Genomic DNA, 21,822 nt, shown 5'->3' on the forward strand with positions numbered 1-21,822 from the left:
ATGCCCATCTTAGTCCTATAAATATTTGATCATAATACGATGCCATATCATGATTTTATGCGGTCTTAATCTCTCTTTCGAGAGGCTATCCCCCTGACTAAGGTAGGTTACATACGTGTTACGCACCCGTGCGCCACTCTCATGGAACCGAAGTCCCAATCCCGTCCGACTTGCATGTATTAGGCCTGCCGCTAGCGTTCATCCTGAGCCAGGATCAAACTCTCCATTGTAAAATGCTTTGTTTGAATCTCTGACCCTATTATTAATAATAGAATCTGTTCATTATATATCTTTATACAGATTCCGCTTGTTTTATTGTAACTCTTCGGTTTACTTTGACCTTAGTCTTAGCTCACCTCCCGTTACGCTACATGATTTCCATTTCTTAAAAGAACTTTTTCGCCTCCCTTCTCAGTTCAGCTATATAATCTCCGGTTTTAACCGGTTTGATTTGTCAATTTTTTAGCGCGGGAATCGCTCCCTTTCACTTTTTGTTTTGAAGCCTGTTAAACTTCTTCTTTCTTATCAGCTAAACTCGCTTAGCCTCAACTTCTTTCGCTCTTTCAAGCTCCCTTCCGTTCGGGGTTGCAAAGGTAACAACCTTTTCTTTATTTCCAAAACTTTTTTTATTTTTTTATTTCAAGTTTTGAACCGCCTCACCCCTCTCTTTTCTTCCTCGTTTGCGGGCTGCAAAGGTGTGAATTTTTTCTTAGCTATCAAAAAGTTTTTTCAACTTTTTTTAAACCTTTTTCTATTCAACCTTAATTTCAAAAAACAACCCTCTCCCGGTTGAGCGGGGCTGCAAATGTAAAGAGAAAAACCACTATCAGCCATAAGAAATTTTAAATAATTAAAACAATTTCGCAACTCGCTGTAAACCAAGCATCCGTACCCTGATTTAGTGCATGTTTATTATATAAGGCGTTACATTATGGTTATCCGTATATTTGAAATGTATATGAACGAGCATAATTTCCCACCCAATTTCATCGCCTCATTGAGCAAAGAAGATGGTTTCGACGAAGAAAATTTTATAAAAGCGCATCGGTTTGAAGATGCGCCAACCTCCATAAGGGTTAATCCTTTTAAGCTTTCCGATCTAAAAAACACATCAAATGTGCCATGGTGCCCGCAAGGGTATTATCTCGATAGCCGTCCGTCGTTTACTTTTGATCCCCTTTTTCATGCCGGTTGCTATTATGTGCAGGAAGCATCATCTATGTTTATTGACCATATCGTTAAAAACATCCATCAAAATAATGACGATACCATAAAGGTGCTTGACCTTTGCGCGGCCCCCGGAGGCAAAAGCACGTTACTTAATTCGGCCCTGCAACCCGCTGATCTTTTAGTGGCCAATGAGATCATCAAAACCCGCGTACCTATACTGGCCGACAACCTGAGCAGGTGGGGGACTGCAAATACCATAGTTACCAATAACGACCCCAAAGATTTTACCCGCCTCAAAAGCTTTTTCGATATTATCCTGGTAGATGCTCCCTGCTCGGGTTCGGGCATGTTCAGGAAAGATCCGGAGGCTATGAACGAATGGTCGGAAAGTAATGTAAACTTATGCCATCAGCGGCAGGAACGTATCCTGGCCGATGTATACCCGGCTTTAAAAGGAGATGGTTACCTGATCTATAGTACCTGCTCCTACTCGCACCAGGAAAACGAGGATATGCTTGACTGGTTATGTACAGCGTTTGAACTGGAAAGTGTAAGGATCCCGATTAATGACGACTGGGGAATTGTTGAAACACAATCGCCGGTAAAAAAAGCCTGGGGATACCGGTTTTACCCAGGCAAGGTGAAAGGCGAGGGATTATTTGCCTCGTGCCTGCGCAAAAAAGAAAACAGCGGCAACCTGGTTTCCTTTAAAAACAACACACAGCAAAAACTTCCGGGTAAAGAGCTTGACCTGGTGCGCTCATATATTAACAACCCGGACGAGTTTTACTACTTTAAAGTAAATGATGATTGGATGGCTATTAACCGCAATCATAAAGAAAGCCTCAACATTTTGCAGCGCCATCTATACATAAAAAAATCGGGCGTACTTATTGGCAAGCTTGCGGGTAAAGATCTTATACCCGATCATGAACTGGCCTTAAGCGTTATTGTTAATAAAGATGCAGTTTTGCAAACCGCCTTAAATAAAGAACAAGCCATTCAATACCTGCGCAGGGATAACATCGATTTAAACACTACCGATAAAGGATGGACACTGATGACTTACCAAGACCATCCGCTGGGCTGGGCTAAATTACTGCCTAATCGCATCAACAATTATTATCCTAAAGAAATCAGGATTCTTTCGGCTCATCCGCCGCGGGAGTGATAAATTCACCAAAAAAAACGAAGCCGGTTCCGAATACACGGAAACCGGCTTTGTTATACTCCTTTCTTAAGAAACCTGCGTCTTGTAGGCCGATAAACGCTTTTTCAGGATATAAAACTGCAACTTAAAATAGAGCTTTAAATCAAGTTTTAAAAAGCGATTAAATCTTTAACTCAAACCCGGCTCAGGCAAATTTTTGTAATTCCGGTTTACTGAAACTTAAAGCCTAAGCCAATTTGCCAAACCTGGTTGCGGTAGCTGGGTAAATTCTGATCGGCATAAGGCTGGTTCTCGCCTAAATCAATGTTGTACCTTCCGCGGATCTCTACGTTACGGTTAATATCAAAGCTAACACCTACCACACCTGCTACATAGCTGTGCGATGCATCATTATCAATATGGTCTATCGTTCTTACGTCGCCGGTATCGTACGTATTCTTGGTTGATGTTAAGAAAGTAAGCTGCGGACCAACCAATAAATTAAATCCCCTAACTACCCTGAACTTAGCCAGTAAAGGCACATCGATATAATTGGTACGCTGGGTAAAATTGTAATCAGGACCATTAGCCTCGTAACCCTTTTGCGAAAACAAAACTTCGGGCGCGAATGACAGCGGATATGTAATAGGTAAATCAAACGTTAAACCCGCATGCCAGCCTGCAATCGAACTCGAACTGAAACGGCTATCGTAAGCATCAACCGTATTGGAAGCGTTTAAGCCTACGGCAACACCAACCTTGGGTGTATAAAAATCGTCATAACGGCGCTGCGGCTCGCGGCGTTCAACAGGGCGCGGGCGACGATGGCGGGGGCCATAATAATATCCCTGTGCACTTACCGAACCAGCTAAGCTAAAAAGGCATATTGCCAAAAAGAGTAATTTTTTCATCGTTTTATTTGTTTTTAATAGTGTAGTAACGGCAGGCTGCCTGAGCTTTAACCCGCGACGCCCCGGTTACGTATGTATGTTTATAAACGTGATAGATTGCCAAATAACACGAAGGTTTATTAGTGGTTTAATTTTTGTGATAGTTGCAACATCATTTTCATCAAAATTTCAGAATTACGCTACATTTGGCCTATGCAACGCAACAAACTCAGCTTTTCATATCTTATAATTATCATATTTATTTTTTTTGCCGGTGATGCTTTTGGGCAGGGAGAAAGTTATATCCAATCATTAAGCAGGCAAAACCGCTGGGTTGATTCGGTTTATCACAAAATGAGCCGGAAGCAACGGGTGGCACAATTGCTTTTTGTGCGCGCGCATACCAATAAAGGGCAGGCCTATGAAGATTCGGTTGGGCAGGTAATTAAAGAACAGCAACTGGGCGGGGTGGTTTTTTTCCAGGGAGGGCCTGTACGGCAGGCCGCGCTTATCAATAAATATCAAAAGCTGGCCAAAGTACCCCTGCTAATAACCATGGATGGCGAATGGGGCCTGGGCATGCGCCTTGACTCTACCATATCATACCCTTACCAGATGACCTTGGGCGCCATACAGGATAATAACCTGATTTATAAAATGGGGCAACAGGTAGCTTACGATTTTAAGCGCCTGGGTATGCAAATGAACCTTGGCCCCGATATGGATGTGAATAACAACCCCAACAACCCGGTTATTAACTATCGCTCGTTTGGCGATAACATGTATAATGTGGCTAAAAAAGGGATAGCCTACTTTAAAGGCATGCAGGATGCGGGCTTGTTAACATCAGCCAAACATTTTCCGGGGCATGGTGATACCAATGTAGATTCGCATTTTGATTTGCCCTTACTGCCCTATAGCCGGGGGCGGTTAGATTCGCTGGAGATGTACCCCTTTCGCGAGGCCATCAATGCGGGTATCAGTGGCGTAATGATAGCGCACATGAACATCCCATCGTTGGATAAAACACCGAAGTTGCCTTCTACCCTTTCGCGCCCTATTATTACGGGCATTTTAAAAGATTCGTTAAAATTTAAAGGCCTTGTAATATCCGATGCTATGGAAATGAAAGGCGTTACCAAATATTTTCCTAATGGCGAGGCCGATGTAAAGGCATTTATAGCCGGAAACGACATTATTGAATTATCAGAAAATTCGGACCGGGCCATTAACCTGATCCGTAAGGCGGTAAGGCATGGCAGCGTTAGCGCCGCCGAGTTTGAACAAAGGATAAAAAAGATTCTCGCGGCAAAATACTGGACCGGGCTTAACCAATATAAACCAACCTCGCTGGTTAACCTTAGCCAGGATATCAATAGCGATGCAGCTAAAACCCTGGTACAACAACTCAGCGACGCCGCGGTTACACAGTTAAAAAACAGTAACCCAAAGTTCAACCCGTTTTTAAAAACAGCGATTGTGAGCATTGGCGTAACCTCGCCAACGCCTTTCCAGATGGAAACCGCGAAATACTTTCCTAACAGCCGCATATTTATAGTCCATAAGGATGCACCGGCTATCGAAATCAGCAATATCCTTACCTGGCTTAAACAATACCCACAAATTATAGTGGGGATCCATGATACCCGCCTGCGCCCGCAAAGCAAACTTGATTATAACAACGATGTAAAGTTGTTGATAGCCGATCTGGCCTCGCGTAAAAACACAGCCTTCAGCGTATTTGCCAATGCCTATACTATAGCCGGTTTGCCGGGATTGGAAAAGGCCGGCAGCCTGATGGTTTGCTACCAGATGACACCCGAACTGCAAAAATCGGCAGCTAAAGTATTAAGCGGAAGCCTGAAACCTACGGGTAAATTACCGGTGAGCATAAATGCATTTTTTACTACGGGGATGGGGTTGTAATCGAATATTGGAAAGGAGAACGCTCTAAACAAATGTGTCCATTTGAATAAAGCACGAATCAGAATTCATACACGAATTGATTTTCAAACTATACACAATTACCACGAAAATCGATTTTAACCCGTTACAAAAATATTGGCATGTGTAATTTAAAATTTTTACACGAATTGTTACGAATTATCAAATTACACTAATAATACAAAAATGACCATTTGATCGGCGATTCCCTTTTTATCCACTTTTCAACACATAACAATTTTATTCATCTGTTTTTAAACAGGCTCTTAATAGTGCCAAAGCAACAAATTTCCTTTTCATGGCGCAAATTCTTTAACTCATCATCTGTATTGAAGATGTACATATGTATGACTGATGGAAATGGAAAAGGATTAATTGGCAGTTGATTATTGCCGGTTAAAGTTTTGCTAAGCTTGCCTGTTCGCCGATTGAGAACAGCTTTTACCTTGACAAGGTAGTTGGCGAAATTATAACCCCTGATGTGTTATCCCAATGAAAAATAACCTGGGTTGAGGTAACTTCTATCGTGCCGTTATGATTTGTGCCCTCGAAAAGAATGTGAATTGGATAAGTACCGGGCTTTAACGGCGTTAAATAAGAGCTATAATCGTTAGTGGCGGAAACCGGGCTGCTGCCAATGCCGCATTCGGGTATCACGAAAAATATACCATTGAACTGGATATAATAGTCGGATTTGTCGAAATAACTGCCATACTCCAGGCGCGAATTGGTGCAATAACTGTTTTTGGTAGTTGCTGTAAAGCCTATGTAGCTCGAATCGGATTGCGCGCTTTTAATAATACGGGGCGTAAAATTAATCTGCTCGTCGGCAGAGAAATTTGCATTGTAAACCGGTGCCCAGACAGAATCGATTACCGTAACGGTAACTGTATTGGAGGTGATAGCGCCATTGCTGGCTTTAATGGTGTACTGCCCAGCCTTATTAAATTTAACCAGGGCGGCAATAGTATGGGTTTGCAGCGTATCTGAACCTGCCGGGTTGATGGTCCAGGTTACTGCTTTAGTAGTATCTGCACCAACAAGCAGCATCGAATCGGGCTGGTTTATTTTTAGTTTTAATTTACTGATAGCTATTTGACCTGTAGGCGCGTTAGGTTCGCCGTTTTTTGTGCAGGCTGTTATTGTGAACAGAATAAGGCATAATAACAATAATGCAGGGATACTATTTAGGCTTGTCATTTCTTTGTTGGAAATTGTAAGCTAAAATAACTGTAATCAATGAATTATAAATGAATTTACAGATCTTCGGACTTTATCAAACCAACCCCATACTTTCCCTATACTCCCGCTGAATAACCAGCAAGCAATCAGCACACAGGCATCCATCATACAACTCACTCACATACTGTACCTCGTTAAGCGTAAGCTGCACCGTACTGCACTGGCATTTGGTGAATGAATTGGCTTTACATTCAAAAGGCGTTTGGCAGCGTTCGCAACGGATGATTTCGTGTTTGGTCATTTGTTTAGTCCATGGTTGATGGTCCATAGTCCATGGAAAAAGTTTACTAAGTTATCTAACGGCGGGATATCTTATAAAATATGAATGTCATTAAAATAAAAAGTCCATGAACTATAGCTTTTTGGCTATGGTCCATGGACTATCGTCTATCGACTAAAAAGTTACGCAGAACAAGTCACGCAGCCTTCTTCCATTGAGCAGGTAGGGCCTGCAGGAATTTCGTCGGCAACAGCGTCAACAACGGCCGGGATAACCGGATCCATGTTTTTACCGCCCTGGTTTTCAACCGTAAATTTAACCGCTTGCGATGCTGCTTGTGTACGCAGGTAATACATGCCTGTTTTTAAGCCCTTTTTCCACGCGTAGAAGTGCATTGATGTCAGCTTCGAAGCGTTTGGCGAGTTGATGAACAGGTTTAATGATTGCGACTGGCAAATGTACGCGCCCCTGTCGGCAGCCATATCAATAATGCTGCGCATTTTAATCTCCCAAACGGTTTTGTATAACGCTTTGATATCAGCCGGGATTTCCGGAATATCCTGGATCGAACCGTTAGCGCTGATGATCTTATCTTTCATGCCGGTGCTCCACAAGCCAAGGTTAACCAGGTCGCGCAGTAAGTATTTGTTCACTACAATAAACTCACCGCTTAAAACACGGCGGGTGTAAATGTTCGAAGTATATGGCTCAAAGCACTCGTTGTTACCCAAAATTTGTGAGGTAGAAGCAGTTGGCATCGGTGCAACCAATAATGAGTTACGCACACCATGGTTCATTACATCTAAACGCAGGTTTTCCCAATCCCAACGACCGCTCTCCGGTTTAACACCCCACAGATCGAACTGGAATTTACCTTGAGACAGCGGCGAGCCTTTAAAGGTTTCGTAAGGCCCGTCTTTGATAGCCATATCTTTCGAAGCTGTCATGGCCGCGAAGTAAATGGTTTCGAAGATCTCTTTGTTTAGTTGTTTAGCCTCGTCGCTTTCAAACGGCATACGCAGCTGGATGAAAGTATCGGCCAAACCCTGCACACCTAAGCCGATAGGGCGGTGACGCAGGTTTGAGTACTCCGCTTCTTTAACCGGGTAATAGTTACCGTCGATGATCCTGTTAAGGTTGATGGTAGCCTGGTAAGTTACTTCGTACAGTTTATCATGATCAAACACGCCGTTGTTAATGTAACGCGGCAATGCTAATGATGCCAGGTTACAAACAGCAACTTCGTTTGCATCGGTATACTCGATGATCTCGGTGCAAAGGTTGGAGCTTTTAATAGTACCCAGGTTTTGTTGGTTCGATTTACCGTTGGCTGCATCTTTATATAATAAATACGGCGTACCGGTTTCAACCTGGGCATCCAATACCGCGAACCAAAGTTCCTGAGCTTTCACGGTGCGGCGCTGGCGGCCTTCGCTTTCGTATTTAGTGTAAAGCGCTTCAAACTCTTTACCCCAGCAATCGGCCAGGCCTGGTGCTTCGTGCGGGCAGAACAGGCTCCAGTCTTCGTTGGCTTCTACGCGCTGCATAAACAGGTCGGATACCCAAAGGGCGTAGAACAAGTCGCGGGCTCGCATTTCTTCTTTACCGTGGTTTTTACGCAGATCCAAAAATTCGAAGATATCGGCATGCCATGGCTCCAGGTATACAGCGAAAGCGCCTTTACGTTTGCCGCCGCCCTGGTCAACATAACGGGCGGTATCGTTGAATACGCGCAACATTGGGATAATGCCGTTGCTGGTACCGTTAGTGCCGCTGATGTACGAACCTGTAGCCCTTACGTTGTGGATGCTTAAACCAATACCACCGGCGCTTTGCGAAATTTTAGCGGTTTGTTTCAGCGTATCATAAATACCTTCAATGCTGTCATCCTTCATAGTTAACAAAAAGCATGACGACATTTGTGGTTTCGGGGTACCGGCATTAAACAGCGTAGGGGTGGCATGTGTAAACCAACGCTCGCTCATTAAATGGTAGGTTTTGATAACGCTTTCGATATCGTTTTTGTGGATACCAACGGCAACACGCATAAACAAATGCTGCGGGCGCTCGGCAATTTTCCCGTCTATCTTTAGCAGGTACGATTTTTCGAGGGTTTTGAAACCGAAGTAATCGAAACCGAAGTCGCGATCATAGATAATGGTGCTGTCTAACAGTTCGGCATTTTCTTTAATCACTTCGTACACATCATCGGCAATAAGCGATGCGTCTTTACCTGTTTTTTTGTCAACATATTCATACAGGAGGCGCATGGTTTCAGAAAACGATTTGATGGTGTTTTTGTGCAGGTTTGATACCGCGATGCGCGAGGCCAGCAAAGCGTAGTCCGGGTGTTTGGTGGTTAATGAAGCGGCGGTTTCGGCAGCCAGGTTATCCAGCTCGGAGGTGGTTACGCCGTCAAACAAACCTTCAATTACTTTTTTAGCTACATCAATCGGGTCGACTAATTGAAACCCGTAGCACAGTTTTTCAATACGTGCTGTGATCTTGTCAAATTTTACGGACTCTTTTCTGCCGTCTCTTTTTACTACGAACATTTTCCCCCTCCTTGCCCCGTTAAAAGCGAAGCTTTTTTAAGTTAATATTATTGTGATTTGATTATTTTCTGAACCTTAATTTCCCGATTTAAGGGTTGCACGACATTGAAGCAAGGTCTAACCTCTAATCTCCAACCTCTGATCTCCCAATTAAAAATCATCATCCAGCGAGAAGCTTTTGCTCTCGGCCGAAGCGTTTAATACCCCGCTTTTTTGATAGTCGCCCACGCGTTTTTCAAAAAAGTTGGTTTTGCCCTGCAGGGAGATCATCTCCATAAAGTCGAACGGATTGGTCGCGTTGTAATATTTATCGTAACCCAGTTCGCTCAGCCACCTGTCGGCCACAAATTCAATATACTGGCTCATCAGTTTGGCGTTCATGCCTATCAGGTTAACCGGCAGGGCATCGGTAATAAATTCCTTTTCAATCTCCACCGCGTCGGTAATGATCTTTGTAACCTGTTCTGCCGGTAATTTGTTTTCAAGCATGCTATATAATAAGCAGGCAAATTCGCAGTGCGAACCTTCATCACGCGAGATCAGTTCATTGCTGAAAGTTAAGCCGGGCATCAGGCCGCGTTTTTTAAGCCAGAAGATAGAGCAGAAGCTTCCCGAAAAGAAAATACCCTCTACCGCGGCGAAAGCAACCAGGCGCTCAGCAAAGTTACCGTTATTGATCCACCTCAGAGCCCATTCCGCTTTTTTGCCTACACATGGTACGGTTTCTATCGCGTGGAAAAGACGGTCTTTTTCAGTTGGGTCTTTTACATACGTATCTATCAGCAGGGCATAGGTTTCAGAGTGGATATTTTCCATCATGATCTGGAAACCGTAAAAACAACGTGCCTCCGGCAGTTGAACTTCGCTCATGAAATTTACCGCCAGGTTTTCGTTCACAATACCGTCGCTTGCCGCGAAAAAGGCAAGGATGTGCGAAATAAAATGTTTCTCACCCGAATTAAGGTTTTCCCAATGTTTCAGATCGTCCGACAGGTCGATCTCCTCAGCCGTCCAGAAGCTGGCTTCGGCCTTTTTGTACATCTCCCAGATTTTAGGATACTTGATGGGAAGGATAACAAAACGGTCTTTGTTTTCCCTTAGCAATAATTCGTTTTCCAAACTCATTGAAGTTTACCTTTTTTAATTTTTTATTCAGTTGAGGTATTCAGACACGAAAGCGGGCCTTATTTTTCAATAAAGCCTTACATTTTGTTGCCCTCGGATTGCTCCTTAGCAATTGTTTTGTGTAACTCTCTGGCAGCCAGTTGTTTAATTAGGAATTGACGAACGCGTCGGGCTGCCGGCTGAATGCCTTTTTATTACCTTGTACAGCAAAGTTAAGGTTTGGGTTGTGATGTTGTAAGCGATAGTTTTTCACAAATACCCGAGTTATCCACACTTCGCGCTGGCGGAGTTGTCCACATGAAAATTAACAGACTTGAAAACAGCCGATTAATAGGGATGACCGAATTTAATATCTTCAAAACTTGCGGATTACGATAATTTAACATTGCGAAATAACTGACGTTTGGCCGACAATTATTGCCGATTACATAATGGCTTTGCTTAACGGTGGTATCAATATTTAAATTGCGGTTAAAAAACGCATGAACTGCAGGAATGTGGAAAACAATACGCCCGCGAGCGGTGAACCTGCGGGCGTACTCCTTAAAGTTTTACGATTTATTTCGCGTCGTTAGCCGGAACAAATTTCATCGATACTGAATTGACACAGTGGCGGGTGTTTTTAGGCGTCATGTATTCCCCCTCAAACACGTGGCCGAGGTGGGCGCCGCAATTATCACAAAGAATTTCTACTCTCCGGCCGTCGGCATCCACTTCGCGGCGAACCGCACCGGGAATCTCGTCGTCGAAACTTGGCCATCCGCAAAATGATTCAAATTTATCTTCCGACCGGTACAGGGGCGCGTCGCAACGTTTGCAAACGTACAGGCCCTGTGCCTTATTGTTAAGTAATGAGCCTGTAAACGGGCGCTCGGTACCTTTGTATAATATTACCCTTTCTTCTTCGGGTGTTAATTGATTGTATGGCATGCTGATTAGTGATTTATTGAATTAGTGAGTTAGTGAATTTTACATATTTCACTATATAAAGATACGACAAATTGAGGCGATAGAATGTTCGCCAGGATGATGTTTACAATGGTTTGACCGGAGGGGGCAGATGTGCAGATTTCAGATGTGCAGATGGTATGCCGGTGTTTAATTTGTCAAATAAAAACGGAAAATCAACGTTTAAGTGTAACTTAACCTTGTTAGCTTTTCACAATGCGTTTAATCATCTTATCGTTATTCATTTCACTGCAGTCATTAAACCCGATTAGCCAACCTAAGCAATTGTTGGAATATAAACAGATCTGTCCTGTTGATATGTCTAAGTATGCGGTATTGCCTGAAGATCAGGAAGCAATCAGATCCTTCTTCGGGGAAGGTTGTCGCTTTACAAAATTAGAAAATGCGGATTTTATAGAAATTGATATCATCTTAAAAAAAGCGATTGAAAAGCGTGAAAAAAAAGGCGGTTATAACCTGGTAAGAAATCCTGATACATATTATAAGCAGGTAATTGCAGGCGTTAATCAAAAAGGTGAAAAAGAAGTATATCTAAACTGTTTATGTAGCGTAGCAAATAAGAAGGATTGGAAAAAGGTATTTATTATGGTACTGGATGGTGGGAATTGTTATTTCCAGGTAAGGATAAATCTGAAAACAAAGGAAGTTATTAGTTTCGTAGTAAACGGTTTAGGATAGCTTAGAAAACTCCCCCTTCAGGGGGCCGGGGGGCTTCAGCATATTGCCTGATTACCTCATTCCTTTTCAGCAATAACCTTGTCATATAATTTGAAAGGAAAAGTTTATTCACCACGTCGCCCAGGATCCCGCAAGGCGATTCGAATGTGAAAATATCCCGCATCATCGTTTGGTTCAGGATGGGGTAAAAGTAGTGTTCGTGTGTAAAGCTTTTAAACGCCCCATCAACCATAATATCGGTGAAATGATGAGGGTATTCCATTTCGGTGATTTTGGAAGTAAGATTTTGCCATACACCAAAATGCTTAGCCCGCCAGGTAACGGTTTCGCCAAGCTCAATCAACCCGCTGGTTCGTCCGGCAATGGCCCGCTCGCCGGTGTGCCTGGTTGATTCTACGTGGATATCAATATCACGGGCGATATCAAAAACCTTTTCAACCGCCGCATTGATATGGATAGCAAGTACTATTTGTGACGGCATTTTTTTTGGGGATTTTTCGATGATTACACCGATTTTAAGATTAGGTTGATTATTTTGATTAGCCTTTTAAATGAGATAAGAAAAATCAGCTTAAATTTTTGCAGTCAAAAAATCGGTGTAATCAATCCAAAATCGGTGTAATCCAAAAAACTAAAATTCCGCATTTTTTGGGAACCTTGGGAAAGGGATCACGTCGCGAATGTTACCCATACCGGTAACAAACAGCACCAGGCGCTCAAAACCCAAACCAAAACCGGCATGCGGGCATGAACCGAAACGGCGGGTATCCAGGTACCACCAAAGTTCTTGGGTAGGGATGCCCATTTCGTGCATGCGTTGTTCCAGTTTATCCAGGCGTTCTTCACGCTGCGAACCGCCTACAATTTCGCCGATACCCGGGAACAGGATGTCCATGGCGCGTACAGTTTTCCCGTCGTCATTCTGGCGCATGTAAAACGCTTTGATCTCTTTTGGGTAATCGGTCAGGATCACGGGTTTTTTGAAGTGTTTCTCTACCAGGTAACGCTCGTGCTCGCTTTGCAGGTCGGTGCCCCAGCCTTCAACCGGATAAACAAATTTTTTCTTCTTGTTCGGGGTCGATTCTTTTAATATCTCAATAGCCTCAGTGTAGGTAAGGCGCTCAAAATCGTTATTTAAGCAAAACTGCAATTTTTCGGTCAGGGTCATTTCCGAACGCTCGTTTTGTGGCTTTGTTTTCTCCTCTTCTAATAAGCGCTGGGTTAAAAACTCGATATCATCGGCGTTTTTATCTAACGCGTATTTGATTACGTATTTCAGCATGTCTTCGGCAAGGTCCATGTTGTCAACCAGATCGTTAAAGGCAACTTCAGGCTCAATCATCCAAAACTCGGCCAGGTGGCGGGTAGTGTTTGAGTTTTCGGCACGGAAGGTCGGGCCAAAAGTATAGATATCGCTCAGGGCCATGGCGCCAAGCTCGCCTTCCAGCTGTCCGGATACGGTTAAATTGGTGGGGCGGCCAAAAAAGTCCTGCTTAAAATCGATCTCGCCGGTATCTGTTTTCGGGATGTTGTTCAGGTCGAAGTTGGTGACGTGAAAAGTCTCGCCCGCGCCTTCAGCATCCGAGGCGGTGATAATAGGTGTATGCAGGTATACAAAACCCCGCTCCTGGAAAAACCGGTGCACAGCGAAGGCCAGGCTGTTGCGCAACCTGAAAATAGCCCCAAAAGTGCTGGTACGGAAACGCAGGTGTGCGTTTTCGCGTAAAAACTCTAAGCTGTGTTTTTTTGGCTGGATAGGATATGTTTCAGGATCGCAATCGCCCAGTATCTCAATTTCATTTGCAACTACCTCAACAGTTTGGCCTTTACCCAACGAGGCGATCAGTTTACCCTGAACGCTAAGCGCCGCGCCAACGGTGATGCGTTTAAGCAAGGCCGGATCGGTGTTTTCAAAATCAACCACGATCTGGATGTTATTATTAGTTGAGCCATCATTCAAAGCAATAAAACGATTTGAACGGAATGCGCGCACCCATCCTTTAACGGTTACATCAATTTCGGTTTGCTGGCTTTGCAGCAATGCTTTGATCTTAGTTCGCTGGCTCATAATGTGTAATTATGTGTTTGTATTAAAATTTAGAGCCGCAAAAATACAATTAATTATGTAACCAAGCTTTGAAACCTGAGGGTAAAATGAGGCAAGAGGCGTTTAGGTGCGCAAAGTTAAAAGCCAATAATGATGCCCGATATGTAAAATAAAATTGGTATGTGGATTTGGTACGGTAATTATGCTCTGAAGGCCAATTTTACGCTCGGAATAGGATAGGTTATCAGCTTTGGAGGGAGCAGGAAGGCGATATCAACATAACGATCAGCGCGGACATATAATGTTCGCGCTGATCGTTTTTAATGTGGTTACTTAATCCAGATCGTATCCTTGCTTATAGCTGGCGTAATAGCCGGTTTTGCAAGCCAAATGGTATCTTTAGTTTTACTTGTTGCATTAACAGCATTGCTTTTTATAGAAGTACTGTTTTTTGTAGGTGCCACATTACTTTTTTCGCAGCCGGCCAATAACAAAAAGGAAATGGCGGCCATAGCTAATAACGATTTTTTCATATCATACATAAGGTTTACAACTATTACGAATAGTACCCAACTTTGTTACAAAGGTAATATAAATTGTTGATTTAAAGTTATTTTAAATTTTCGTCGCTTATAATAAAAGCTTATTGTAGCGCAATTTGTTTGCTCTATTCACAGTTTTTGTAAACCAGGCTTATAATAGCCCTGTATTAGCAGTATTGAGCTGGAAAAACGATCTGCAGGCTTGTTTTTTGCCAGCCGGTACAAGCCAGGGGTGTTTCATTGTTTAGCGGGATGGAAGGTTAACTTATTGTACAGGAAGTATAAAGGTATCTAAAACACGGCGATATTACACGCGCATTCAGTAAGTTTGCCGCTCATTAAATTTATTGCCCATGAACCCGAGGTTAAGCCTTGCTATTGGCATTTTATGTATTTCTTTTTCGCCTATATTGGTAAAGCTTGCGGGTGTATCACCAATCGGTTCGGCGTTTTACAGGGTTTTTGTGGCCTGGATTTGCCTGGCGCCTTTCTGTATTTTTAAAGGCAAGCTCCGGATACAAAAAAGGCAATTACTGATCTCGATAGCCGCCGGTATGATTTTCGCGATGGATATTGCGGTATGGAATATTTCCCTGTTAAAAATAAGCGCTACGGTATCAACGCTTGTTGCTAACCTGGCCCCGGTTTGGGTAGGCCTGATGAGTTTTTTGTTTTTCAGAAAGAAATCGGGTCTGCTGTTTTGGATAGGTACGTTTATAGCCATTATGGGCATGGTGGTACTGGTTGGCTATCAGCATATTTTACATATGGAACTTAATGCCGGCATATTGCTGGCTGTACTGGCCAGCTTTTTTTATGCCACCTATATTATCATTACCAAAAATATAATGGCCGGTATTGATGTGTTTACATTTATGTTTTACAGCATGCTGAGTTCGAGCGTGTTTTTACTGCTCATTAACGGCATTATGCATCATGATATCATTCACCTTTCGGCAAAAGTTTGGCTGTGCTTTATAGGTTTGGGCTTAATTTGCCAGCTGGCCGGGTGGCTTACCATTAATTATTCGCTGCGCTACCTCGAATCTACCAAAGTATCTATCGCTTTGTTAAGCCAAACGGTTTTCGCGGGACTGCTGGCGGCATTTTTATTGAATGAACGCTTAGGTTTTAACGAGTTTTTGGGAAGTGTAATTGTTTTGGGCGGGATAGCGGTAACATTTTTGAAGCCTCGTTATCAGGTAAATAAAACCGTATCTTGACGAATGTTAATTAACCATTAACGTTTTACCCTAACTTTGCAGTAAACGCATGATCCAGAAATCCACTATCGACCGTATTATGGAAGCCACCGACATTGTGGAGGTGATAGGGGAGTTTGTGCAGTTAAAAAAACGGGGAGCTAATTATGTAGGTCTTTCGCCGTTTGCAAATGAGCGTACACCATCGTTCACCGTATCGCCTGCTAAAGGAATTTTTAAAGATTTTTCTACCGGCAAAGGCGGATCTGCGGTGACGTTTTTGATGGAGCTGGAAAAGTTCAGCTACCCGGAAGCCCTGAAATGGCTGGCCAAAAAGTACGGCATTGAGGTAGAGGAAACCGTTGAAGCCCCCGAAAACCGGGAAGAAGAACTGCGCCGCGAAAGCCTCATGATTGTGACGGCATTTGCCGCCAAATATTTTCACGAAGCCATGCTTAACACTGATGAGGGACAAAGCATAGGCCTGAGTTATTTTAAAGAACGCGGCTTTACTGCCGAAACCATTAAAAAGTTTGAACTGGGTTATTCGCCCGATCAATGGGAGGCCTTTACCGGTGCAGCCCTGAACCAGGGATATAAAGAACAGTTTCTGGTAGAGAGCGGCCTATCAGTAAAACGCGAAAACGGTTCGTTGTTTGACAGGTACCGCGGCAGGGTAATGTTCCCTATTCATAGCTTTACGGGCCGGGTGATAGGTTTTGGCGGCCGTACGCTTAAAAAGGATAAAAACGTAGCCAAGTACGTTAACTCGCCTGAATCTGAGATCTACCATAAATCAAACGTTCTTTACGGTCTTTACTTCGCTAAAAAGGCGATCCGCGAGCAGGATAATTGTTACCTGGTTGAAGGCTATGCCGACGTACTTTCTGTACACCAGGCCGGGGTTGAAAACGTGGTGGCCTCTTCGGGTACATCGCTCACCACCGAGCAAATTAAGCTGATTGCCCGTTTTACCAAAAATATCACTATCCTTTACGATGGCGACGCGGCGGGGATCAAAGCATCGCTCCGCGGGCTGGATATGATTCTGGAAGCCGGGCTCAACGTAAAGGTGGTATCCTTTCCAGATGGTCACGACCCGGATTCATTTGTACAGGCCAAAGGTTCGAGCGCTTTTAAAAAGCATATCGATGAAAATAAAAAAGATTTCATTCTTTATAAAACGCAGATCCTGCTTAAAGAGGTTGGTAACGACCCGATAAAAAAGGCGGATGTGATCCGTGAGATTGTGGAAAGTATCGCCAAAATCCCGGATAGCATCAAGGCATCGGTATTTATACAGGAGTGCAGCGGTTTATTGCAGATAGATGAGCGCGCGCTTTTATCCGAGCTCAATAAGATGCGCGCCGCCAAAGCAAAAAAAGACGAGCAGCAACGGCAGCAGCAACAATCCCGTTATACCGAACTGCCACCCGATGAACCGCACTTTTTTGATGAACCGGTTGAATTGGAACCGCCGGTTGCTAAAGACGATGCCTACCAGGAAAAGGAAATAGTGAGGTTGCTGCTGCACTATGGCAGCCGCATGATTGATTGGGACGGCATTGCCAACACGTATATAGGTCCTTTTATTATAGCCGAGTTAAGCGATGTTGTTTTCGACCACCCGGTTTGCAAGCAGATTACGGAAATATACCGCCGCGAAGTGGAGAACGGTGTGCTGCCTGATGATAATTATTTTATCCATCATAAGGATAAAGAGATTGTTGATTTGACCATTAACATGCTGGCCAGCAAATACTCGCTGAGTGAAAACTGGTACGAGATGCATAAAATTACCGTGAATGATGAACAGGCTAATATGAAGGCCACCATCCTCGGTGCAATTTTCCATCTCAAAAAGCACAAAGTGGGCAAAATGCTGGAAGACCTACGTTCACAATTGCAAAAGGCGGATAACGAAGCCGACCAGGAGATTCTGCTTAGCCAATACATGCGCATGAAAAAGGTAGAGAAAACGATATCCGATTTCCTGGGATCAGTAATCATTAAATAATGGCCCAACACCTTAACTTGGGCCGCACCGGCGAAGCTTTAGCCAGGGCCCATCTTGAAAAAGCTGGCTACGAGATTCTTGACGAGAACTGGACCTTCGGAAAAGCCGAAATAGATATCATTGCATATAAAAACAAGGTTATTATATTTACCGAAGTAAAAACCCGCACAGGCAACAGTTTTGGTGAGCCTGAGGATTTTGTGGATAACCGTAAGCAAAGGTTACTGGCGGGTGCCGCCGACGAATACATATACCTCATGAACCACCAGGGCGAAGTACGTTTTGATATCATCGCTATTTTATTTGATAAAGCGGGCAATTACATACTAAACCACATTGAAGACGCGTTTTGGCCTTCGGCTACCTAACACTATGAATAAAAATATCAAACTATTTTTTGCCGCCCTCGCCCTTACGGCTTTTGGCTGCGGCTGTAAGCATAAACCAGATACATCCGGGACTGATTATTCCATAACACCCGAAGCGGGCAGTACCTATAAAGCCGGGGATAAAATTGATATTAAGGTGGGTTACCCGGGTGATAGTAAAGTCGACTCGGTTGTTTACCTGCTTGATTCGGCCCGTTTCACTTCAAGCAAAGATACTGGAGCCGTTAGTCTTAAAACCGATAGCATTGGTTTGGGCATCAGGATCATTACCGCCAAAGTTTACGCAGGTGGTACAAGTAACGATGTATCAACCAACATCCTGCTGCTGGCTGCCAAAGCCCCGGCCAGGTACACTTACAAGGTTGAAAAAACTTTTCCGCATGATACTGCCGCTTATACAGAGGGTTTGCAGTATGTGGATGGTGTGCTGTACGAAAGTTTAGGCGATTATAAACATTCGTCCATTCGGAAAGTTGATCTAAATACTGGCAGAGTATTGCAGGAAACGAAACTTGATACTCAATATTTTGGCGAGGGTTTATCAGTAGTGGGCAATAAGGTAATTCAGCTTACCTGGAAAGAGAAAGTTGGCTTTGTGTACGATAAAAACTCCCTAAAACTTTTAAGCAGCTTTACCAACAATATTGGCCCCGAAGGCTGGGGGATGTGTTATGATGGCACTAAATTATATATGGATGATAGCACCAACCGCATTTGGTTTTTGGATAAGAATGATTACCACCAGATAGGTCATATCGATGTATGTGATGATAAACAACAGATAGATTCGATTAACGAACTGGAGTACATCAACGGTAAAATTTACGCCAACGTTTATCAAACCGATAATATCCTGGTAATTAACCCTAGAACAGGCGCGGTTGAGCAGGTGATTGATATGAAGGAGATTTACCCGGTAGCCAGCCGCCCACAGAACAGGGATTGGAATAATAACGTTTTGAATGGTATAGCCTGGGACGCCAAAGAGCAGCGCTTGTTTTTAACCGGCAAAAAATGGCCATACTTATACCAGGTTAAGTTTGTTCCGGCGCCTTAAACTTTATAGCGCGAAAAGGGAAATTATGCCTCTGAAATTTTATAAAAGGTTCTAAAAAAAACACCCCTATCCGCACTTGCGTAGATAGGGGTATTTTTTTGAACAACGAAAGGGATCATTGTCCCCGGTGTTAGGAATATTACTTGCTTTTCAATACCAATGTGCTGCCGGTTAGTCCATCGGCGGTTGCGCTCAGCGTAATGTTCCCTGCTTTTTCCTTTGCCTGCACAATGGCCAGCGCTAAGCCATGAAATGCCTTGCGGTAATTTACCTTAAATGAATCATGGTTTACCGGGTCGCCGTTATCAACACCGGCAATAAAACCTTCGCCGGTAATTTTGAAATTTACCTTGTTATCAGCATCCGGCACTATATTACCGTCCTTATCCAAAATCTTTACCGTTACAAACGACAGGTCTTTGCCATCAGCTTTAATTAATGAACGATCTGCAATCAGTTCAACTTTAGCAGGCGCACCGGCCGTGCGGATTTCGCGGGTTAATACTACTTTGCCATTTTTGCGCGAAACTGCCTTCAAAGTGCCCGGCTCAAATTTTAAGCGCCACATCACATGCAGGTCATCGCCGGTTTTCTTTTTAATACCTACCGATTTACCGTTCAGGTAAAGCTCAACCTCATCGGCATTGTTATAGTAGGCCCAGATATCGATCATTTTGCCCGGTTCCCAGTTCCAGTGCGGGAAAATGTGGAGTACATCTTTTTTAGTCCACTCGCTTTGGTACATGTAGTAAACATCTTTAGGGAAGCCGGCCAGGTCAATAATACCGAAGTATGAACTGCGTGAGGGCCATGAGTACGGGGTAGGCTCGCCAAGGTAATCAAAGCCTGTCCAGATAAACATGCCCGACAGGAAATCGTACTTTTTCATGATCTTCCAGGTCATTTCGTGCGTTGATCCCCAAGGTGGTCGGGTGTTATCATAGGCCGAAACGTTGTTACCTTCCCTAACAAAAGGTTTATCCCAGCTGGTAGGCCATACACGGATGCTATCTGAAGGCATTTCATAATACCCGCGCGTTTCCAGGCCCGAGGTGGTTTCGGTGGCGATGAATTTTTTGCCGGGGTAACGGTTATGAAATGTTGGATAATCGCGTTCATGGTAGTTATACCCGATCAGGTCGATAGCGCCCGATTTTACAATTTTGTTGCTGGTATCGGGACGGTCATTCGCGGTAGTAATAGGACGGGTTTTATCCAGGCTGTGAACAATGGCTGCCAGTTCTGGTGCGATGCGATAAGCCGAAGTATCGGCCTGTTGAGGGATCTCGTTACCAACGCTCCAGATCATAATGCTCGGATGGTTGCGGTCGCGTTTTATTTGATCTTCGAGGTCACGTTTATGCCATTCTTTAAAAAACAGGTGATAATCGTAAGTGGCTTTTTTCCACTCCCAACAATCAAAAGCCTCGTCCATTACAATAAAGCCCATTTTATCGCAAAGGTCAAGCAGTTCGGGGGCAGGCGGGTTGTGCGAGGTACGGATACCGTTACAGCCCATGGCTTTAAGCATTTGCAGCTGGCGCTCTAAAGCGCGGGTATTCACCGCCGAGCCGAGGCTGCCCAGGTCGTGGTGGTTACATACGCCTAAAATTTTCATAGGCTTGCCATTCAGGCTGAAACCCTTATCGGCATCAAAATCAAAATAGCGGATACCAACGGTAGTGGTATATTCATCAACTATGGTTTTACCCTGGGTTACCTGCGTTACCGCTTTGTATAGATAAGGCTTATCTACCGACCATAACACCGGATTTTTAACTGTGAGGGTGTTTGTTACAGTTAACGATTCCGCTCCATTCTGCTTTGCTGACGTGGCTTCGCCTGCAGCCGCTATAAATTTGCCGGCGGCATCGTACAGTTTAGTTGTAACTGTTAGTTGTGATGCGGCTTTGTCGTTATGTAACTGCACCTGTACATTTACTTTTGCCGATGAAGTACTTACATCGGTAGTGGTTACATAAGTACCCCACTCATCGATAGCGGTTTTGTTAGTAGTCTCCAACCAAACATGGCGGTAAATACCCGAACCCGAGTACCAGCGCGAGTTGGGCTGTACCGAGTTATCAACCTTAACGGCGATGGTGTTTTTACCGCCGAAGTTTAAGTAAGGTGTAAGCTCATACCTGAATGAGATATAACCATTAGGCCTGAAACCTAAATGGTGGCCGTTTACCCAAACATCACTTTTTTGATAAACGCCATCAAAATCGATATAAACCAGCTTGCCCTTTGCTGCTGCTGGAACGGTAAAGGTTTTACGGTACCAGCCAATGCCGCCGGGTAACGCGCCCCCTTCGGGAGTGGCAGGGTTATCTTTAGAGAATTTACCTTCAATACTCCAGTCGTGCGGGAGGCTGAGTGTGCGCCATTTGCTGTCATCAAGCGAAGGGGTTTCGCCATGCTCTACCGCGCCGAGGTTAAAATGCCAGTTTTTATCAAAATCGAGTTTTTGGCGGGGCTGCTGGGCAAAAGCCTGGCCGCCTGCCATAAGTGTCATCAGCAATAAAGCCTTACCGCGGATGTTTCGGGATATGGACATAGTATATTAATTGTGTTTTGTACACTAAATTAGGAAATATAGTTGGGAAGTTGGTTTTTGGAAAG

Annotated in this window: 17 protein-coding genes and 1 rRNA gene; 7 read left to right on the forward strand and 11 right to left on the reverse strand. The window is 43.9% G+C overall.

What is annotated here, in order from left to right; translation table 11 throughout:
* Nucleotides 1–230, reverse strand: a 16S ribosomal RNA gene (locus LX99_RS18555); the annotation flags it as partial.
* Between the two features lie 701 nt (nt 231–931).
* Here LX99_RS18555 and LX99_RS18560 point away from each other — a divergent pair.
* Nucleotides 932–2,341 (forward strand): methyltransferase RsmF C-terminal domain-like protein, encoded by a 1,410-nt coding sequence (locus LX99_RS18560; RefSeq protein WP_245927964.1) that lies wholly within the window; start codon nt 932–934, stop codon nt 2,339–2,341.
* A 209-nt stretch (nt 2,342–2,550) separates the two neighbouring features.
* On the opposite strand, the gene LX99_RS18565 is transcribed toward LX99_RS18560, so the two are convergent.
* A complete protein-coding gene (locus tag LX99_RS18565) occupies nt 2,551–3,231 on the reverse strand; it encodes a porin family protein (RefSeq protein WP_109609219.1) in 681 nt (226 codons plus the stop codon).
* 192 nt (nt 3,232–3,423) lie between these two features.
* Here LX99_RS18565 and LX99_RS18570 point away from each other — a divergent pair, with 192 nt between their 5' ends.
* Nucleotides 3,424–5,136, forward strand: a complete 1,713-nt coding sequence (locus LX99_RS18570) for a glycoside hydrolase family 3 protein (RefSeq protein ID WP_109609220.1) — start codon at nt 3,424–3,426, stop codon at nt 5,134–5,136.
* Between the two features lie 459 nt (nt 5,137–5,595).
* On the opposite strand, the gene LX99_RS18575 is transcribed toward LX99_RS18570, so the two are convergent.
* The 5 genes from LX99_RS18575 to LX99_RS18595 all read right to left on the reverse strand — a co-directional run bounded on the left by LX99_RS18575 (nt 5,596) and on the right by LX99_RS18595 (nt 11,226).
* Complete coding sequence (locus tag LX99_RS18575; RefSeq protein ID WP_109609221.1) at nt 5,596–6,354, reverse strand: hypothetical protein; 759 nt, start codon at nt 6,352–6,354, stop codon at nt 5,596–5,598.
* A gap of 76 nt (nt 6,355–6,430) precedes the next feature.
* Entirely contained in the window at nt 6,431–6,637 is a 207-nt protein-coding gene (locus tag LX99_RS18580) for a cysteine-rich CWC family protein (protein ID WP_109609222.1), read from the reverse strand.
* 161 nt (nt 6,638–6,798) lie between these two features.
* Nucleotides 6,799–9,171 carry a ribonucleoside-diphosphate reductase subunit alpha gene (locus LX99_RS18585; protein WP_109609223.1) on the reverse strand — a complete coding sequence of 791 codons (2,373 nt, stop codon included), beginning with the start codon at nt 9,169–9,171 and terminating at the stop codon, nt 6,799–6,801.
* 150 nt (nt 9,172–9,321) lie between these two features.
* Nucleotides 9,322–10,296, reverse strand: a complete 975-nt coding sequence (locus LX99_RS18590) for a ribonucleoside-diphosphate reductase small subunit (RefSeq protein ID WP_022830658.1) — start codon at nt 10,294–10,296, stop codon at nt 9,322–9,324.
* 558 nt (nt 10,297–10,854) lie between these two features.
* Nucleotides 10,855–11,226, reverse strand: coding sequence for a methionine-R-sulfoxide reductase (locus LX99_RS18595; protein WP_109609224.1), 372 nt, complete (start codon nt 11,224–11,226; stop codon nt 10,855–10,857).
* 234 nt (nt 11,227–11,460) lie between these two features.
* Between LX99_RS18595 and LX99_RS18600 the strand changes: the two genes are divergently transcribed.
* Entirely contained in the window at nt 11,461–11,943 is a 483-nt protein-coding gene (locus tag LX99_RS18600; RefSeq protein WP_109609225.1) for a hypothetical protein, read from the forward strand.
* A 1-nt stretch (nt 11,944) separates the two neighbouring features.
* On the opposite strand, the gene LX99_RS18605 is transcribed toward LX99_RS18600, so the two are convergent.
* From LX99_RS18605 to LX99_RS18615, 3 genes are all read right to left on the reverse strand, one after another.
* The gene (locus tag LX99_RS18605; protein WP_109609226.1) at nt 11,945–12,424 is read right to left on the reverse strand and encodes an SRPBCC family protein; all 480 of its coding nucleotides are present in this window, start codon (nt 12,422–12,424) and stop codon (nt 11,945–11,947) included.
* Nucleotides 12,425–12,574: 150 nt separating this feature from the next.
* On the reverse strand, nt 12,575–14,011 hold the full coding sequence (gene asnS / locus LX99_RS18610; protein WP_109609227.1) for an asparagine--tRNA ligase: 1,437 nt from the start codon (nt 14,009–14,011) through the stop codon (nt 12,575–12,577).
* A 308-nt stretch (nt 14,012–14,319) separates the two neighbouring features.
* Nucleotides 14,320–14,523: a hypothetical protein gene (locus LX99_RS18615; protein ID WP_146203157.1), complete on the reverse strand. Its 204-nt coding sequence runs from the start codon at nt 14,521–14,523 to the stop codon at nt 14,320–14,322.
* Nucleotides 14,524–14,885: 362 nt separating this feature from the next.
* On the opposite strand from LX99_RS18615, the gene LX99_RS18620 reads away from it, so the two are divergent.
* From LX99_RS18620 to LX99_RS18635, 4 genes are read left to right on the forward strand one after another with little or no spacing between them, the layout of a single operon-like run.
* Nucleotides 14,886–15,755 carry a DMT family transporter gene (locus LX99_RS18620; protein WP_109609229.1) on the forward strand — a complete coding sequence of 290 codons (870 nt, stop codon included), beginning with the start codon at nt 14,886–14,888 and terminating at the stop codon, nt 15,753–15,755.
* 49 nt (nt 15,756–15,804) lie between these two features.
* Nucleotides 15,805–17,751, forward strand: coding sequence for a DNA primase (gene dnaG / locus LX99_RS18625; RefSeq protein ID WP_109609230.1), 1,947 nt, complete (start codon nt 15,805–15,807; stop codon nt 17,749–17,751).
* Entirely contained in the window at nt 17,751–18,119 is a 369-nt protein-coding gene (locus tag LX99_RS18630) for a YraN family protein (protein ID WP_109609231.1), read from the forward strand. The genes dnaG and LX99_RS18630 overlap by 1 nt, the downstream gene beginning before the upstream one ends.
* A gap of 4 nt (nt 18,120–18,123) precedes the next feature.
* Nucleotides 18,124–19,197: a glutaminyl-peptide cyclotransferase gene (locus LX99_RS18635; protein WP_109609232.1), complete on the forward strand. Its 1,074-nt coding sequence runs from the start codon at nt 18,124–18,126 to the stop codon at nt 19,195–19,197.
* Between the two features lie 139 nt (nt 19,198–19,336).
* Here the strand turns inward: LX99_RS18635 and galB are convergent, their stop codons facing one another.
* Nucleotides 19,337–21,757 (reverse strand): beta-galactosidase GalB, encoded by a 2,421-nt coding sequence (galB, locus tag LX99_RS18640; protein ID WP_109609233.1) that lies wholly within the window; start codon nt 21,755–21,757, stop codon nt 19,337–19,339.
* Between the last annotated feature and the right edge of the window lie 65 nt (nt 21,758–21,822).

It is taken from the genome of Mucilaginibacter oryzae (assembly GCF_003148845.1).
Classification (GTDB): Bacteria; Bacteroidota; Bacteroidia; order Sphingobacteriales; family Sphingobacteriaceae; genus Mucilaginibacter; species Mucilaginibacter oryzae.

Excerpts from the sequence above, each read along its gene's own strand:
- asnS (WP_109609227.1), bottom strand. The coding sequence starts at position 14,011 with ATGAGCCAGCGAACTAAGATCAAAGCATTGCTGCAAAGCCAGCAAACC.
- LX99_RS18630 (WP_109609231.1), top strand. The coding sequence starts at position 17,751 with ATGGCCCAACACCTTAACTTGGGCCGCACCGGCGAAGCTTTAGCCAGG.
- LX99_RS18565 (WP_109609219.1), bottom strand. The coding sequence starts at position 3,231 with ATGAAAAAATTACTCTTTTTGGCAATATGCCTTTTTAGCTTAGCTGGT.
- LX99_RS18595 (WP_109609224.1), bottom strand. The coding sequence starts at position 11,226 with ATGCCATACAATCAATTAACACCCGAAGAAGAAAGGGTAATATTATAC.
- LX99_RS18620 (WP_109609229.1), top strand. The coding sequence starts at position 14,886 with ATGAACCCGAGGTTAAGCCTTGCTATTGGCATTTTATGTATTTCTTTT.
- LX99_RS18585 (WP_109609223.1), bottom strand. The coding sequence starts at position 9,171 with ATGTTCGTAGTAAAAAGAGACGGCAGAAAAGAGTCCGTAAAATTTGAC.
- LX99_RS18590 (WP_022830658.1), bottom strand. The coding sequence starts at position 10,296 with ATGAGTTTGGAAAACGAATTATTGCTAAGGGAAAACAAAGACCGTTTT.
- LX99_RS18570 (WP_109609220.1), top strand. The coding sequence starts at position 3,424 with ATGCAACGCAACAAACTCAGCTTTTCATATCTTATAATTATCATATTT.
- LX99_RS18575 (WP_109609221.1), bottom strand. The coding sequence starts at position 6,354 with ATGACAAGCCTAAATAGTATCCCTGCATTATTGTTATTATGCCTTATT.
- LX99_RS18580 (WP_109609222.1), bottom strand. The coding sequence starts at position 6,637 with ATGACCAAACACGAAATCATCCGTTGCGAACGCTGCCAAACGCCTTTT.
- LX99_RS18635 (WP_109609232.1), top strand. The coding sequence starts at position 18,124 with ATGAATAAAAATATCAAACTATTTTTTGCCGCCCTCGCCCTTACGGCT.
- LX99_RS18605 (WP_109609226.1), bottom strand. The coding sequence starts at position 12,424 with ATGCCGTCACAAATAGTACTTGCTATCCATATCAATGCGGCGGTTGAA.
- galB (WP_109609233.1), bottom strand. The coding sequence starts at position 21,757 with ATGTCCATATCCCGAAACATCCGCGGTAAGGCTTTATTGCTGATGACA.
- dnaG (WP_109609230.1), top strand. The coding sequence starts at position 15,805 with ATGATCCAGAAATCCACTATCGACCGTATTATGGAAGCCACCGACATT.
- LX99_RS18600 (WP_109609225.1), top strand. The coding sequence starts at position 11,461 with ATGCGTTTAATCATCTTATCGTTATTCATTTCACTGCAGTCATTAAAC.
- LX99_RS18560 (WP_245927964.1), top strand. The coding sequence starts at position 932 with ATGGTTATCCGTATATTTGAAATGTATATGAACGAGCATAATTTCCCA.
- LX99_RS18615 (WP_146203157.1), bottom strand. The coding sequence starts at position 14,523 with ATGAAAAAATCGTTATTAGCTATGGCCGCCATTTCCTTTTTGTTATTG.